Here is a 17,027-nt window from a genome sequence, read left to right as displayed (position 1 = left end):
AAGTGTGTGAAGTATATCACAATTTATTTCGTTTGAAACAAAAAAATTGACCACTGGCCAATTAATGGCGGTGAGGGAGGGATTCGAACCCTCGATACGGCTACAAACCGTATACTCCCTTAGCAGGGGAGCGCCTTCAGCCTCTCGGCCACCTCACCGTTTCATTCCCTGGTAAGGAAATAATGGCGCGCTCGGGAGGATTCGAACCTCCGACCGCCTGGTTCGTAGCCAGGTACTCTATCCAGCTGAGCTACGAGCGCGCAATTGCCTTTTTTCTTTCATAAAGAAAGTGTTTCAAAGCGATGCTCCGAAGAGCAATTCTTCTAAAAAAGAAGAAGCAAGAATGGCGGTGAGGGAGGGATTCGAACCCTCGATACGGCTACAAACCGTATACTCCCTTAGCAGGGGAGCGCCTTCAGCCTCTCGGCCACCTCACCGTCTTGCGGGGGCTCATATTACGATTTACCAAAAATATGTCAAACACTTTCTTGGCAAAATATGGAAAAAGTTCATCAACCGTTGGGTATTTAACCAAAGCGGTAATAATTCGCTCTTTTTACTAAAAATCCCTGCCTTAAGAAAACAAAAAAGGCTGACAAAGTTGCCAGCCTCTTTCTGTAATTAGTAGTTGCCTGATGCAACGTTACCATTACCTTTTTCTGCCTGAATGCGCATGTAGATTTCTTCACGATGTACAGAAACTTCTTTCGGAGCGTTAACACCGATGCGTACTTGGTTACCTTTAACGCCAAGTACAGTTACCGTGACTTCATCACCGATCATTAGAGTTTCGCCAACACGGCGAGTTAAAATTAGCATTCTGTGCTCCTTGAGTAATCTCTGATTTATCTTGCTACTAGGGTATTATCCAACAAAAGTTATATTTTCGTAAACTCTATTCTTGTACGAAACTAGCCTGAGAAGGCATGTTTTTGCTGGCAATCAAGTACCTTTTCAGAAGTGATGTAAGCATCATGCAATATGTTTGCCGCTTTGTCGACACTACTCGGTTCCATCATGAGCATCAACGACTTTGGATTTATAGCAATATGTTGCACATCAATACCCTGCTCTTGTAGTAAGATATTGGAATGTTCTGCCAGCTCTTCAACTTGCAGTCCAACTGCGGTTAAAAGGCTTACCACTTCACTATTGCTTATCTTGTCACCAAAAACCAGTTCTAACTTGGCATAAGCGTCATGTTTAATGACTACACCGAGCCATTCTGGATGATCGATCACACTCCAAATGGTCACACCTAGCATCTGACACTGCTTTTCTAGACTAGAAATTGAGTCTTTCTCAACTTTAATCAAGCACATATCACGCTGAATAGCGAGTCCGCACACATCACTGTAGCACTCTTCACCTTTTACAAGGCTACCTTCATTTTTATCAAAAGTTGACAGCACCCGCAGTGGCACATTGTTCCGCCAAGCGTATTGAACCGAAGGTAAGTGGAGAACTTTTGCGCCTTTACACGCCATTTCTTCCATTGACGGAAAATCTATCACTGTCAGCTTTTGAGCGGCTGGTACGACACGTGGGTCGCAAGTATAAATACCATCAACATCGGTAAAGATTTGGCATTCATCAGCATGTAATGCGCCCGCTAAGGTAACAGCGCTAGTATCTGAACCGCCACGCCCTAGTGTGGTGATATCCCCATTCTCATTGATACCCTGAAAGCCTGCCACAATCACAATATGATCTTGGTCGAGTAATTCATTAATGGTTGAGGTATCAATATTCTTAATCGTTGCGTCATTGTGCTGGTTATCAGTCACAATATTCGCTTGTGCTCCGGTAAGTGAACGTGCTGCATACCCTAACTTATTGAGAGTCATAGCCAGCAGTGCCATAGACACCTGTTCACCAGCAGAGAGCAAAACATCAAGTTCTCGGGCTGTTGGCACACTGTCTACTTGTTTCGCCAACTCCATTAGTCGATTCGTTTCTCCAGACATTGCAGAAACCACGACGACAACTTGATTACCATCATTTTTCGCCTTAATGATGTGTTCGGCTACCGTGTGGATTTTTTCCACTGAACCCACTGAGGTTCCACCAAACTTTTGCACGATAAGGGGCTTTTTCACCAGTCTTCACCTTCCCAAGACCAAAGTCTCATAGGACCACACTCAATCAATTGAATAATTGTTCGTGGTAGTTATAGCAAAAACCAAGCGGTTTAATTGGCTTGATTAATTTAACGCCAATTAAACCACTTGGTTATCCAAAAAAAATTACGCCCAATCAATAAATTGATTGAGCGTATTATTTATCAATTAAGAGCTTATAAGCGTTCTTCTAGCCAAGGCTGAACTGTCTTAATTGCTTGTGGCAGAGCAGAGACATCAGTACCACCAGCTTGAGCCATGTCTGGACGACCGCCGCCTTTACCGCCAACTTGCTCGGCAACCATTTTAACTAGGTCACCCGCTTTGACTTTGCCAGTCAGATCTTTCGTTACACCTGCAATCAAGCCAACTTTATCGCCAGTGATATTTGCGAGAAGAACGACACCACTGCCCATCTGGTTTTTGATATCGTCAACCATAGTGCGTAAGTTCTTGCTATCAGCACCTTCAAGCGCAGCAACAAGGACTTTTGTACCGTTGATCTCTTCTGCTTTGCCCATGATATTGGCGCTTTCAGCCGCTGCAATTTTCTCTTGTAACTTCTGAATTTCTTTTTCTAAAGCTTTCGCTTTTTGAGCAGACTCTGCAAGCTTCTCTTCGTACTGGTCATTTTGCGCTTCGATAACATCTAGCGCAGCTTCACCCGTTACCGCTTCAATACGGCGGATGCCCGCAGCAATACCACCTTCAGAGGTAATCTTAAACAGACCAATGTCACCAGTATTTGATGCGTGAATACCACCACATAGTTCGGTAGAGAAATCACCCATAGAAAGGACACGCACTTCATCGTCGTACTTCTCGCCAAACAACGCCATGGCACCTTTCTGCTTAGCAGATTCAATGTCCATTACGTTAGTTTCAATAACGTGGTTACGACGAACTTGAGCATTCACTAGGCGCTCAACTTCTTTCAGCTCTTCTGCCGTTACCGCTTCTAGGTGTGAGAAGTCGAAACGTAGGTTGTCAGGCTTCACTAGCGAGCCTTTCTGCGTTACGTGCTCACCAAGAACTTGGCGAAGTGCAGCGTGTAGCAAGTGCGTTGCTGAGTGGTTTAGAGAGATTGCTGCGCGACGCTCAGCGTCAACGATAGTTGCAACGTCATCACCTTTAGCCAGTACACCTTCCGCCATCACACCGTGGTGCGCGATTGCGTTGCCAAGCTTTTGAGTGTCTTCAACACGGAATACACCAGATTCAGTACGGATTTCACCCGCATCACCACATTGGCCGCCTGACTCAGCGTAGAATGGTGTTTCACCAAGTACGATGATTGCTTTATCGCCCGCAGACAATGAATCCACTTCGGCGCCATCAACGAACATAGATGCTACTGAGCTAGAGCCTTTTGTACCCGCGTAACCACAGAATTCAGTTTGCGTATCAACTTTGATTGTTGCGTTGTAGTCGGTACCAAATTGACCAGCTTCACGCGCGCGCTGACGCTGCGCTTCCATTGCTTTCTCGAAGCCTTCTTCGTCAATAGCGAACTCGCGCTCACGAGCAACGTCGTTAGTTAGGTCAGCTGGGAAGCCGTAAGTATCGTAAAGTTTAAATACGGTCTCACCATCCAGAACTTTACCGTCCGTACCTTGCGAAGAAATGTTATCTAGCGCTTCGTTCAGGATTGTCATACCACGCTCAAGCGTACGGCCGAAGTTTTCTTCTTCGATACGAAGTACTTTTTCAACAACAGCTTGCTGACGCTTAAGCTCTTCACCCGCTGTACCCATGATATCCGCAAGAACACCAACCAGCTTGTAGAAGAACGTGCCTTGCGCGCCTAGCTTATTACCGTGACGAACCGCACGACGAATGATACGACGCAGTACATAGCCGCGGCCTTCGTTTGATGGCATTACGCCATCTACGATTAGGAAAGCACATGAACGGATGTGGTCAGCAATCACGCGTAGTGACTGGTTCGAGAGATCTTCGAAACCAATGACTTCAGCCGCTGCTTTGATGAGAGTTTGGAATACATCGATTTCGTAGTTTGAGTGAACGCCTTGCATGATTGCAGAGATACGCTCGATACCCATACCAGTATCTACCGATGGTTTTGGTAGCGGTTCCATGGTGCCGTCTGCGTGACGGTTGAACTGCATAAATACGTTGTTCCAGATCTCAATGAAACGGTCGCCGTCTTCTTCTGGTGTACCAGGACGGCCACCCCAGATGTGCTCACCGTGATCATAGAAGATTTCAGTACATGGGCCACAAGGGCCAGTATCACCCATTTGCCAGAAGTTGTCTGATTCGTAAGGCTTGCCACCCTCTTTATCGCCGATACGGATAATACGGTCAGCTGGTACGCCTACTTTTTTATTCCAGATATCGAATGCTTCGTCATCTGTCTCGTAGATTGTGACAAGTAAACGTTCTGCTGGCAGCTGAAGAACGTCCGTTAAGAATTCCCAAGCGTACGAGATCGCGTCTTCTTTGAAGTAGTCGCCAAAGCTGAAGTTGCCCAGCATTTCAAAGAACGTGTGGTGACGAGCAGTAAAACCGACATTTTCTAGGTCGTTATGTTTACCACCGGCACGTACACAGCGTTGGGCCGTAGTTGCTCGAGTGTAGGCGCGTTTTTCTAAACCTAAGAAACAATCTTTAAATTGGTTCATACCCGCGTTTGTAAAAAGCAGGGTCGGGTCGTTATGCGGTACTAACGATGAACTTTCTACGATTTGGTGTCCTTTGCTCTCAAAGAACTTGAGGTACGCGTTACGAACCTCATCAGTGCTCATGTACATGCAGCTCTTCCTGAAAATAGTCGAGTGAGAATTTTGCCGTATTGTAGATCATGCAGTCAGCTACGACTAGCTTTCTTGTATAAAATACCGAACTAAGAGTAAATATCGCGTGAAATCAAAATACCAGCGTTTTGGCCCGCCGCTGAGCTAAACAAATTGTGCGATTGATTTACGATAGAGAAGATGAGAAGCGCCACCAACTGTGTCAAGACGTGCTCAATTGAGCACGCTTTTACTGCTTTTTATTGCCACTGAGTGAGAAAACGATTTAAGCCGTCGTTTGCGGCAGAGAAAGCTAGAACCACTTGAGCTTGTCATGCAGCGACGTGACACTACCAACCACAATTAACGCCGGACTGACGGCTTGTTTTGCAATCTCTGGCAGTTCACTCAGGTTACCAGTTAATACGCGTTGTTCGCGGCGCGTACCATTTTCAATAATGGCGCACGACATCTGATCATCAATACCATTTCCCAGTAATTGCTGCGCGATGTAACCGCTTTGCTTCAAGCCCATATAGAACACCAATGTGTTATTCGACTGCGCCAGTGAGGCCCACTCAATCTCACGGCCATCTTTTTGAATATGGCCAGTAATAAACTGTACGCTCTGTGCATGGTCTCGATGGGTCAACGGGATACCCGCATACGCAGTTGCGCCCGCAGCCGCGGTAATCCCCGGCACCACTTCGAACTGGATATCATGTTTGGCGAGCTCTTCTAACTCCTCCCCACCTCGCCCAAAGATAAACGAATCCCCTCCCTTGAGGCGCACAACCTTGTTACCGCCCAAGGCTTTGTCGACCAATATCTGGTTGATTTGCTCTTGCGGAACACAGTGGTAATCCAGCTGTTTACCAACGTAGATCATTTCCGCGTTGCTTGGAGCAAGAGACAGTATCTCTGGTGAGACCAGGCGATCGTACACCACCACGTTAGCCTGCTGGATCGCTCGGTAACCTTTTACGGTCAATAGATCCGGATCGCCCGGACCTGCGCCAACCAATGAGACAAATCCGCATGAAGTAGTAATAGAAGGGTGTGCAGCCATAATATCAACGCCTGTAGATGAAGGGGGAGGTGTTCAAGCCACCTTTGTTGTGGCTTGAACTTGGATCACTTAGTTTGAGCTGATTATTTGCTCCACTGCGGTTGTGGTGCCGTTGAAGACACTGATTGATTGCTAAGCGCAGGAGCCGTCTTCGCATGCGTCAGATACAAAGGAATACAGGTAAAGATTAAACCACCAACGATGTTACCCAAGATTGTTGGAATTAAGTTGAAGTTCAGCCAAGTTGCGATACCAAAATCCGCCCCCAGCATCATGCCTAATGGGAACAAGAACATGTTCACGACAGTATGTTCGAACACCAAGGCAAAAAAGATAAAGATAGGTAGCCACATAGCAGCTACTTTGCCAGCCACAGTACGCGCCGTCATATTGCCGATCACACCAAGGCACACCATTAAGTTACAGAAAATGGCGCGAACAAAGCAGGTAATCCAACCATCCATACCCAGACTCTCAAAGCCAACGGTACGAGCGGTGGATACTTTGATAAACGTTTGACCGACCGCGTTTGGCTCAACGCTAAAATTCATCGTGAGTGACACGGCAATCAGCGCCGCAACAATCAGTGAACCAATTAAGTTCCCTAAACCGACTAAACCCCAGCAGCGAAAAATACGCCCCCATGTGATGCCCGGACGGTGATCAAATTTTGCCAGTGGTGCCAGACCAAATACGCCTGTTACCAGGTCGTAGCCCATTAAACTGAGGATACAAAAACCAACAGGGAAGACTAACGCCCCCATTAAACCAATCCCTGTTTGTGTTATCGCAGTGATCGCCACGACAACCGCCAGTGAGAGTATGATACCGGCCATCGTGCCGCGTAAAATCAGATCACGTGTGCTGGTTTTGACTTTCGCCTCGCCAACATCAATCATTGTTTGTACAAATTCTGCGGGTTTTAAATCCGACATATGTTTATCCCTACCAAAAAGTTAAATTGAAAATTGAATAGTGAAAGGTTCGCCACTTTTCTGCTCTCAAGCGAGAAGCAGCAAACCTTTTAGCTATTAAATCTCCAGCGATTAAGCGGCGATCTCCACAGCCCCTTTCACCACACGCGCTTTGTAGGCTCTGACGCTAAACTTCTCATCTTCCATACATATGCCTGTTGTGAGGTTGAAACGTTGCTTCTTAAGCGGGCTGGCCACCCAAAGTTCACCTTGGTGCTGACAAATGATGCCGCGCGACAATACGTTAGATTGAAAGTAAGGGTCGGTATTGCTAATCGCATACACTTCTTCCACATTAGTTGGGCGGAAAATGGCGACCTGCTCACCGTCAACCAGTGCACAAACACCAGTTCCTGGAATAATGTCTTCGATATGGCAGACTTGTTTAAATGTCATGAATGTTCTCCCGCTAAACCGCTTCTACATGAAGGATGTCACCCTTTACTTGTGGGTGCTTTTCGGTGAATGTCGCTGGGCGATGCTGCTCACGAGCTGAAACAAAAACGACATTTTCGTCACGTTGGTCTGAGTTAATAAAGTGCGCAAAACGCTTAAGTTGCTCTTGGTCGTTGATGGTGTCAGTCCATTCACAGCGGTACTCAGCAACCAATTTCGCCACGTCGGTTTCCAACTGCTCATTGATGCCTAACTTGTCTTCAACAATGACTTGTCGTAAGTAATCCACGCCGCCTTCCAAGTTTTCCATCCACACAGAAGTGCGTTGCAGTGGCGCAGCGGTGCGAATGTAAAACATCATGAAACGGTCGATGTATTTAATCAGTGTTTCTTGGTCTAGGTCGCTGGCAAGCAAATCGGCATGGCGCGGCTTCATGCCGCCGTTACCACACACATACATATTCCAGCCAGCATCGGTGGCGATGATGCCAAGGTCTTTGCCTTGTGCTTCCGCACATTCACGCGTACAACCAGACACACCAAACTTCATTTTGTGCGGGGTGCGAATGCCTTTGTAGCGATTCTCAATCATCACACCCAAACCAACCGAGTCTTGCACCCCGTAGCGGCACCAAGTCGAACCAACACAGGTTTTCGCCATACGCAATGCTTTCGCGTAAGCTTGGCCAGTTTCGTAGCCTGCTTCGATAAGCTTTTTCCAAATCTCTGGTAAATCATCTTTCTGCGCACCGAACAGACCTATGCGCTGTGCACCAGTAACTTTGGTGTAAAGGTTGTACTCTGCAGCCACCTCAGCCAGCACTTTCAGCGCTTGCGGTGTCACTTCGCCCCCTGCCATACGCGGAATCACCGAGTAAGTGCCGTCTTTTTGCATGTTGCCGAGAAAGTTGTCGTTGGTATCGTGTAGTTTGACCAGCTCGGGCTTCAGGATATGCTCGCCCCAGCACGACGCCAGAATGGAACCCACAAGCGGCTTACATACTTCGCAGCCATAGCCCTGACCATGCTTAGCCAGCAGCTCGTCAAAGGTTTTGATTTCTTCGATTCGGATTAAATGGAATAGCTCTTGGCGTGAGTAGGCAAAGTGTTCACACACATCGTTTTTCACTTCGACGCCAGCTTTAGAAAGTTCTGCATTAAGTACCGATGTCACCAGTGGAATACAACCACCACAACCGGTGCCCGCACCAGTAACGGCTTTAATATCACCAATAGTGTGGTGTCCGTCAGCGACAGCTTGAGCGATCTTGCCTTTGGTAACATCGAAACAAGAACAGATAACCGCAGATTCCGGCAATGCGTCTGCGCCTAAGGTTGGCTTCTCTGCACCCGCATGGGCTGGAAGAATCAAGCTGTCTGGATGCTCTGGTAAGTCAATTTCATTTAACATCAGTTGCAGCAGGTCGCCATAGTCTGACGTATCACCAACCATCACCGCACCCAGCAGTTTCTTGTTGTCTTGCGAGACAATCAGACGCTTGTAGACTTCTTGCTCTTCGTTTTGATAAACGTAGCTCTTACAACCCGGAGTGCGGCCGTTCGCATCACCAATCGATCCGACTTTGACGCCCAGCAGTTTGAGCTTGGCCGACATATCGGCACCTTCAAATTTACTGTCATTCCCAAGAAGATGGTCAACCGCCACCGTTGCCATTTTGTAACCCGGAGCAACCAATCCGTAGAACATTTTGTTCCACGATGCGCACTCACCAATCGCGTAGATGTTCTCATCCGTCGTTTGGCAAAAATCGTTGATTTCAATACCGCCACGCGGTGCGATGCCTAACCCCATCTGGCGAGCTAATTTATCCTGAGGGCGGATCCCCGCAGAGAAGACAATGAAGTCTGTCTCTAGCTCACTGCCATCAGCAAAGCGCATGACGTTACGCGCGTTTTGACCTTCTGCGGCGATTTCCAGTGTATTCTTGCTGGTGTGAACTTTGACCCCCATACGCTCAATCTTTTGGCGTAATTGGTCACCGCCTGCCTGGTCTAGCTGCTCGGCCATCAGCTTAGGGGCAAACTCAACCACGTGAGTCTCAACGCCCAGTGCTTTCAATGCACCCGCCGCTTCTAAACCCAATAAGCCGCCACCGATAACCACGCCACTTTGACTGTTCTTGGCACACGCTTCGATCGATTTAAGATCCTCAATGGTGCGGTAAACGAAGCAATCTTTACTTTCGTTGCCTTTGATCGGAGGGACAAACGGGTAAGAGCCCGTCGCAAGGATGAGTTTGTCGTAGTGGATTTCTCGGCCACTGCTTGAGTGAACGATCTGTTTTTCGCGGTTAATGTTAATCGCGCGCTCGCCGATCAAGACATTGATGCCGTGCTTGTCGTAGAAACCTTCTTTGACTAGAGATAGTTCGTCAGCGGTGTGGTGGGAGAAATAAGAGGAAAGGTGGACGCGGTCATAAGCGACCCGCGCTTCTTCGCAGAAGACGGTGATCTCATACCGAGAAGCATCCGTCTTCTCAACCAAGTCCTCGATGTAACGGTGACCAACCATCCCGTTACCAACGACGACCAGCTTCAACGTGCTCATAATACTTCCTAAGGGTTAGGTTCTTATCTGAGCTCATTGTTATTTGTGAAAGAAAATTAATACATGATGTAAATCAATTACAATTTCAAACTACCCTAAAGGGGTAGGTGGACGTTTCTTGTGGCATTTGTCGTTATTTATTTACAACAAACACACACAAATCGTAATCTAGCGAAATAAATAATAACGCTAAGACTCGTGCTCAGTCTTTTCCTAGTGCGTATGCGATTTGTTCAAAGCTATAGCCTCGATACTGCAAGAAACGAACTTGTTTCGCGTATTCCTTTTGATCTTTCGCTTTTGCGCCTTTGAACTTTTTCTCTGCGGCTTGTTTGGCCAACTCAAACCAATCTTGCGGTTCTTCCTCTAACGCTTGTTCGATCACCGACTCGGCAACGCGTTTCTGATTTAGTTCTTGCCTGATCCGCCGTTCGCCGTGCCCCTTATAGACATGTTGCCTGATCTGACTTTTGGCGTAGCGCAGATCATCTAAGTAATTATGATCAAGGCAAAAGTTCACCGCTTGTTGAATATCGTCTTCGTCATATCCTTTTAAGGCCAGTTTCTGGTACAACTCATACTCACCATGATCCCTGCGACTCAGCAGCTGTATCGCAGCCTCTTTGCTTGAGAGTGTCGGCGGCTTGCGCTGAAACATCTTTGCTCCGAAAATTTCTCTGATTTATATACAACAAAGCCCCGCATATGCAGGGCTTATAAAATTGAAACTGGTTAAATTACAGTTCTTCTTGCTCAGGCATCTGACCAAGTTCCGCATCATCTGGCTGAATTTCAGCCGGAGATAGCAGCATTTCACGCAATTTAGAGTCAATCGCTTTTGCCGCTTCTGGGTTTTCACGTAGGTATTTACCCGCGTTAGCTTTACCTTGGCCGATCTTGTCGCCGTTGTAGCTGTACCAAGCGCCTGCTTTTTCAACGAGCTTATGCTTAACACCTAGGTCAATCAGCTCACCTTCACGGTTAAAGCCCTGACCATATAGGATCTGAGTTTCCGCTTGTTTAAACGGTGCAGCAATCTTGTTCTTAACCACTTTAATACGGGTTTCGTTACCCACGACTTCGTCGCCTTCTTTGATAGAACCAGTACGACGGATATCAAGACGAACAGACGCGTAGAATTTCAGTGCGTTACCACCTGTTGTGGTTTCAGGGTTACCAAACATCACACCAATCTTCATACGGATTTGGTTGATGAAGATACACATACAGTTAGATTGTTTTAGGTTACCTGTCAGCTTACGCATTGCTTGAGAAAGCATACGCGCTTGAAGACCCATGTGGCTGTCGCCCATTTCGCCTTCGATTTCCGCTTTAGGTGTTAATGCTGCTACCGAGTCCACCACCATTACATCGATGGCACCTGAACGCGCTAATGCGTCACAAATTTCAAGTGCTTGTTCACCTGTATCTGGCTGAGAAACAAGCAACGCATCAATATCAACACCCAGCTTTTTCGCGTAAACAGGATCAAGCGCGTGTTCTGCATCGATAAACGCACAAGTTTTACCTTCGCGTTGCGCTGCTGCGATAAGCTCTAGAGTCAACGTAGTTTTACCTGACGACTCTGGACCATAAACCTCTACGATACGGCCCATTGGCAGACCACCAGCACCTAATGCGATATCTAGAGAAAGTGAGCCTGTAGAGATTGTTTCTACATCCATTGCGCGGTTATCACCAAGGCGCATGATAGAGCCTTTGCCGAATTGCTTTTCAATTTGACCTAGCGCAGCGGCGAGCGCTTTCTGTTTGTTCTCGTCCATCACTTTCTCCAAATATTTCATCAATAGGCTGATGAAAATGAATTCTTTAACCTAAGAACGGGCTTTCCCGTACAATCTATGAAGGTCATTATACTGTTGATTCATACAGTGTCTATAGTTGAAAATAGTTTTTTTATAATTAGATGATATCTATCTAATTTTTATAACTTTTTAAACAACACAACCCTTTTATTTGTCATGCATCCAACTTTTCACACAGTACTTTCAGTGCCGTTTCAACCGCCTGCTGGCGCACCTGACTTCGGTCACCTGACAAGTGATAGGTTGCGACTTTGAGCCATCCATTACTGTCTGCCCAGCCGAAACAAACCGTCCCGACTGGCTTTTCTTCACTCCCCCCACCAGGGCCAGCAATGCCGCTGATTGAAACCGCGATGTTGGCTTGGGAGTTTGCCAAGACCCCCAACACCATTTCTTTCACAACCGGTTCACTCACAGCGCCGTGGCTCTCTAAAGTATCAACATTAACACCCAGCATTTCCATTTTTGCGCTATTGCTATAAGTCACGAATGCACGATCAAACCACTCTGAACTTCCGGCGATCTCAGTGATCGCGGCAGAGACTCCACCACCCGTGCATGACTCCGCGGTGGCCAGTACTTTCCCTGCGGCTTTGAGTTTTTGACCAAGGGCTTCCGATAATAAATGGGTCTGAAACATGACAGCTCCCTCTCCTGATTTCGACTATGCCTATCCTATGCTGGGACGTTTAAAAACGAAAGCGACTTAAATCCAGAACCAACTTTCTACTTAGCCGTAATTGCGAAAAATCAATCAAAAGCAAAACAGCCGATTCGTTCCAAACTTAGCCACTATACTTAAAAAGAAAAATCTCAATAACCAGAAAAGTCGTGCATTCTCGTCCCCTTATAAGTGAATTTGATGATGCTTAAGACAGCAGACTATAAAAGATCATTGTTCTTCATCGTAATATTGGCGGTCATCGTCAATGTTCTGCTTGTCTTATACGTGGTGAAACAAACCGATTCCATTAGCAAGATGGAAGAGTTGATGTATGAGGAGTCACCACAAAAGTTCGCGCTCACGCAAAAGTTAACAGAAATTGAGCGCCAGCTAGGGTATCTCGGATTTATCCACCATTTTAAAAACTATGTGATTCGTCGCGATATTCAGTACTTCTATGAAGCCAGCAGTAAATATCAGCTTTTGACTTTTCATCTCAATGAATTAAAAACCATGATAGATGATCCTTATGTTTTAGAGGAAATTGACGTTCTACGTACCACGCTAGATGAGTATTATCACAAACTGAATCTTGCCAGCCAGCAATACTCTGATCTCTCCGTGGAGGCATTAGACAGCATCGTAAAAGTCGACGATACGGCGGCCGGTCAAGCTTTGAACACCATACAAAGTAGCCTCACCCCAGCGAAAGAGGCGATCGTTGCCTCTTCTCGCATGCAACTGGCCAAAATGCATTCCTATATGTGGCAGTTTAATTTTTTGCTTCTTCCCACTGTATTAGTTACGACCTTCTTCATCATTCAAATGCTAAAACGCTCGACTTACCTGTCACAAGAACTAGAGCAAATTGTTGATATTTCACCTGACGCCATACTTTACCTAGATAAAGAGGGCAATATCTTAAGGGCAAACAAACGCGCATCTTTGTTGTTTGGCTATTCAGCCGCAGAATTCCAGCGAATGGCTATCGAAGATCTCGTGATCTCCCCGCTAAGATCCAAACACCAAGATTACCAACAGCTACTCCATCACCGAGAAGCTTCCATAGAGATAGGGGGGAAATTCAGACCCATTCAAGGAATATCTAAAGACGGAAAGACGTTAGAGCTCAACATTGCCATTACCTCCACGATGATCGTCGACAAGCCACGTACCGTATGCGTCATAAAAGACATGCGGGTTCACAACCAACTGAAACAGAAGGCAGAGCAAGACCACCTCACTCACCTATATAACCGTCGTGCCATTGACCACTTAATGTTTAGGGAGCTATGTCGTTCGAAAAAAACGTCCACCGATTTATCCATTTTGGTGATCGACTTGGATAATTTTAAATCCATTAACGACGAGTTTGGTCACGCCTATGGTGACAACGCCTTGGTAAGGATTGCTGATTTCTTACGCGAGAATACCCGACACTACGATCTGTTAGGTCGCTGGGGGGGCGATGAGTTTATTCTTATCTGCCCTAACCTCGGCGTGCACAACGCCATCGCTTATGCCCAACGTCTTATTCAGGCATTTCAGCAATTGTCCATTGCACAAGGAGACCTCGGGCTGAGTATCGGCATTGCCACGAACTCCAAGCAAACACAGTACGATAAAAAGAGCTTATTTGATGCTGCAGACAAGGCTCTTTATGTTTCAAAAAAACGGGGAAAATCACGCGAAACACACATTGATGACATTTAAAAACATGAAGTTCATCGCAATTAACAATAAAAACTAACATTTTCCCGTGTTTGTAAAATCCGGCTCTGGCACCGCAGATAGCATCGACAACCAAAAGGTGTATTCCTTGATACAAAAATTGCTCTTTGAGTGAGAGGTTTGTTACTCTTCGCTACTTCAAATGACAACCATTTTGCTGAGACAACCAACACGCGATCCAATACTCTTCGAGCTGCAGCTCCAAGGCTCTACTTTATTGGTGAACACCAGAAATAACTCTCAGTAAAACCTTTCGAATGTGATTAAGACAACTTAAAACAGGTCGCCCGCAATACGTATGAAAGAACAAAAACACACACCCATGATGCAACAGTATTTGAAGCTCAAGGCGGAAAACCCTGACATCTTACTGTTTTACCGGATGGGCGATTTCTACGAGCTTTTCTATGATGATGCGAAACGTGCGTCTCAACTCTTAGATATTTCATTGACCAAGCGCGGCTCCTCTGCCGGTGAGCCCATTCCAATGGCGGGTGTGCCGTTTCATGCAGTCGAAGGCTACTTAGCAAAACTGGTACAACTTGGCGAATCGGTGGCTATCTGTGAACAAATTGGCGACCCAGCGACCAGCAAAGGTCCTGTTGAACGTAAAGTAGTTCGCATTGTCACACCTGGCACGGTGACAGATGAAGCCTTGCTTTCAGAACGTATCGATAACCTCATTGCTGCCATCTATCATCACGATGGTCAGTTCGGTTACGCGACATTGGACGTCACCTCTGGCCGCTTCCAGCTCATGGAGCCAGAGACAGAAGAGGCCATGGCAGCCGAACTGCAACGCACCGCGCCGCGTGAATTGCTGTTCCCGGAAGACTTCGAGCCGGTTCAGCTCATGTCATCGCGCAATGGTAATCGTCGCCGACCAGTCTGGGAGTTCGAGTTAGACACCGCGAAGCAGCAACTTAATCAACAGTTTGGCACTCGCGATCTGGTTGGTTTTGGCGTCGAACACGCAAAACTTGGCTTATGTGCCGCCGGATGTTTGATTCAATACGTAAAAGATACCCAGCGTACAGCACTGCCACACATTCGCTCTCTGACGTTTGATCGCCAAGATCACTCGGTCATTCTTGATGCGGCCACCCGTCGCAACCTTGAAATCACCCAAAACCTGGCTGGCGGCACAGACAACACCTTAGCAGAAGTGCTCGATCATACCGCTACGCCAATGGGTAGCCGGATGCTAAAACGCTGGCTTCACCAGCCAATGCGAGACATTGATACGCTGAACCAACGCCTAGATGCGATTAGTGAGCTCAAAGAGCAAGCCATGTTCAGCGAGCTCTACCCAGTGCTTAAGCAGATTGGTGATATTGAACGTATTTTGGCACGTCTTGCCCTTCGTAGCGCAAGGCCACGTGATATGGCGCGCCTACGAAATGCAATGCAGCAGTTGCCAGAACTTGCAGAGGTCATGAATACCCTATCCCATCCATACCTAGCCAAACTGGCACAGTATGCTGCGCCGATGGATGAGGCCTGCGAATTGCTAGAGCGCGCAATCAAAGACAACCCACCAGTAGTGATTCGAGATGGCGGCGTGATTGCTGAAGGTTACAGTGCGGAGCTGGATGAGTGGCGCAATTTGGCGGACGGCGCCACCGAATACTTGGAGAAAATGGAAGCCGATGAACGCGAGCGTCACGGCATCGACACACTAAAAGTTGGCTACAACAATGTCCATGGTTTCTTCATCCAAGTCAGTCGTGGACAAAGCCACTTAGTGCCTCCGCATTATGTGCGCCGACAAACACTCAAAAACGCTGAGCGCTACATCATCCCTGAGTTAAAAGAGCATGAAGATAAAGTGCTCAACTCTAAATCCAAGGCACTGGCACTAGAGAAACAGCTGTGGGAAGAGTTGTTTGATTTACTGATTCCTCATCTAGAAAGAATGCAGAACTTAGCGTCTGCAATTTCACAAATCGATGTTCTGCAGAACCTCGCAGAACGAGCAGACAGCCTCGACTATTGTCGACCAACTCTGACCAACGAAACTGGCATTCATATTCAATCGGCGCGTCACCCAGTCGTTGAGCAAGTAATGGATGAACCTTTTATTGCCAACCCTGTCGAGTTAAATCCTGAGCGTAAGATGCTGATCATCACCGGGCCAAATATGGGTGGTAAATCTACCTATATGCGTCAAACGGCACTGATCGCGTTAATGGCTCACATCGGCTCTTATGTACCAGCAGAGTCCGCCCACATTGGTTCTATCGATCGTATTTTCACGCGCATTGGCGCCTCGGATGATCTGGCTTCTGGGCGTTCTACCTTCATGGTGGAAATGACCGAAACCGCCAACATTCTGCATAATGCGACCGAGAAAAGCTTGGTACTGATGGATGAGATCGGACGCGGAACCAGCACCTATGACGGCCTCTCTTTAGCATGGGCCAGTGCCGAATGGCTGGCCAAAGAGCTAGGCTCGATGACGCTATTTGCCACCCATTACTTTGAGTTAACTGAGCTTCCTAACCAAATGCCACATCTTGCTAACGTTCATTTGGATGCCGTAGAACACGGCGACACGATTGCCTTTATGCATGCAGTGCAAGAAGGTGCGGCGAGCAAGTCGTACGGCTTGGCTGTCGCAGGTTTAGCTGGCGTGCCTAAAAGTGTAATTAAGAATGCCCGTGCCAAGTTGAACCAACTAGAACAGCTGAGTCAGGAAAGTGGCTCATTAAGCTCGGTTAGCTCAGCGGTAGATATCGCCAATCAGCTCAGCCTGATTCCAGAGCCAAGTGAGGCGGAACAAGCGCTTGCCAATATTGACCCAGACGACTTAACACCACGTCAGGCATTGGAAGAGTTATACCGACTTAAGAAATTGGTGTAATGAATACAAAAACGGCTGTCAGTAACATGACAGCCGTTTTTATTTCAGGTTCCGAATGG

The 17,027-nt window shown here is 47.0% G+C and carries 12 protein-coding genes and 3 tRNA genes; 2 read left to right on the top strand and 13 right to left on the bottom strand.

The window, feature by feature from the left end:
* Positions 1-65 precede the first annotated feature (65 nt).
* From VNE01S_RS12420 to VNE01S_RS12360, 13 genes are all read right to left on the bottom strand, one after another.
* Positions 66-158 (bottom strand) — tRNA-Ser (locus VNE01S_RS12420).
* Between the two features lie 25 nt (positions 159-183).
* Positions 184-260, bottom strand: a tRNA-Arg gene (locus VNE01S_RS12415).
* A gap of 84 nt (positions 261-344) precedes the next feature.
* A tRNA-Ser gene (locus tag VNE01S_RS12410) sits at positions 345-437 on the bottom strand.
* Between the two features lie 184 nt (positions 438-621).
* Positions 622-819, bottom strand: a complete 198-nt coding sequence (gene csrA / locus VNE01S_RS12405; RefSeq protein ID WP_004415691.1) for a carbon storage regulator CsrA — start codon at positions 817-819, stop codon at positions 622-624.
* Positions 820-911: 92 nt separating this feature from the next.
* Positions 912-2,099, bottom strand: coding sequence for an aspartate kinase (locus tag VNE01S_RS12400; RefSeq protein WP_053396418.1), 1,188 nt, complete (start codon positions 2,097-2,099; stop codon positions 912-914).
* 197 nt (positions 2,100-2,296) lie between these two features.
* Complete coding sequence (gene alaS / locus VNE01S_RS12395) at positions 2,297-4,894, bottom strand: alanine--tRNA ligase (RefSeq protein ID WP_053396417.1); 2,598 nt, start codon at positions 4,892-4,894, stop codon at positions 2,297-2,299.
* Between the two features lie 295 nt (positions 4,895-5,189).
* Positions 5,190-5,945, bottom strand: a complete 756-nt coding sequence (gene cobA, locus VNE01S_RS12390; protein ID WP_053396416.1) for a uroporphyrinogen-III C-methyltransferase — start codon at positions 5,943-5,945, stop codon at positions 5,190-5,192.
* Between the two features lie 83 nt (positions 5,946-6,028).
* The gene (locus tag VNE01S_RS12385; RefSeq protein ID WP_053396415.1) at positions 6,029-6,880 is read right to left on the bottom strand and encodes a formate/nitrite transporter family protein; all 852 of its coding nucleotides are present in this window, start codon (positions 6,878-6,880) and stop codon (positions 6,029-6,031) included.
* Positions 6,881-6,991: 111 nt separating this feature from the next.
* Positions 6,992-7,315 carry a nitrite reductase small subunit NirD gene (gene nirD / locus VNE01S_RS12380; RefSeq protein ID WP_053396414.1) on the bottom strand — a complete coding sequence of 108 codons (324 nt, stop codon included), beginning with the start codon at positions 7,313-7,315 and terminating at the stop codon, positions 6,992-6,994.
* A gap of 13 nt (positions 7,316-7,328) precedes the next feature.
* Positions 7,329-9,884, bottom strand: coding sequence for a nitrite reductase large subunit NirB (gene nirB / locus VNE01S_RS12375; RefSeq protein WP_053396413.1), 2,556 nt, complete (start codon positions 9,882-9,884; stop codon positions 7,329-7,331).
* Positions 9,885-10,086: 202 nt separating this feature from the next.
* Positions 10,087-10,542 (bottom strand): recombination regulator RecX, encoded by a 456-nt coding sequence (gene recX, locus VNE01S_RS12370; protein ID WP_053396412.1) that lies wholly within the window; start codon positions 10,540-10,542, stop codon positions 10,087-10,089.
* Between the two features lie 79 nt (positions 10,543-10,621).
* The gene (gene recA / locus VNE01S_RS12365) at positions 10,622-11,668 is read right to left on the bottom strand and encodes a recombinase RecA (RefSeq protein ID WP_053396411.1); all 1,047 of its coding nucleotides are present in this window, start codon (positions 11,666-11,668) and stop codon (positions 10,622-10,624) included.
* 196 nt (positions 11,669-11,864) lie between these two features.
* On the bottom strand, positions 11,865-12,350 hold the full coding sequence (locus tag VNE01S_RS12360) for a CinA family protein (protein ID WP_053396410.1): 486 nt from the start codon (positions 12,348-12,350) through the stop codon (positions 11,865-11,867).
* A 222-nt stretch (positions 12,351-12,572) separates the two neighbouring features.
* Between VNE01S_RS12360 and VNE01S_RS12355 the strand changes: the two genes are divergently transcribed.
* Both VNE01S_RS12355 and mutS read left to right on the top strand, forming a co-directional pair.
* The gene (locus VNE01S_RS12355) at positions 12,573-14,087 is read left to right on the top strand and encodes a GGDEF domain-containing protein (RefSeq protein ID WP_053396409.1); all 1,515 of its coding nucleotides are present in this window, start codon (positions 12,573-12,575) and stop codon (positions 14,085-14,087) included.
* Positions 14,088-14,403: 316 nt separating this feature from the next.
* On the top strand, positions 14,404-16,968 hold the full coding sequence (mutS, locus tag VNE01S_RS12350) for a DNA mismatch repair protein MutS (protein WP_053396408.1): 2,565 nt from the start codon (positions 14,404-14,406) through the stop codon (positions 16,966-16,968).
* The last annotated feature ends 59 nt before the right edge of the window (positions 16,969-17,027 follow it).

Source organism: Vibrio nereis NBRC 15637 (assembly GCF_001591105.1).
Classification (GTDB): domain Bacteria; phylum Pseudomonadota; class Gammaproteobacteria; order Enterobacterales; family Vibrionaceae; genus Vibrio; species Vibrio nereis.
This window is presented reverse-complemented; position numbering and strand designations above follow the sequence as displayed.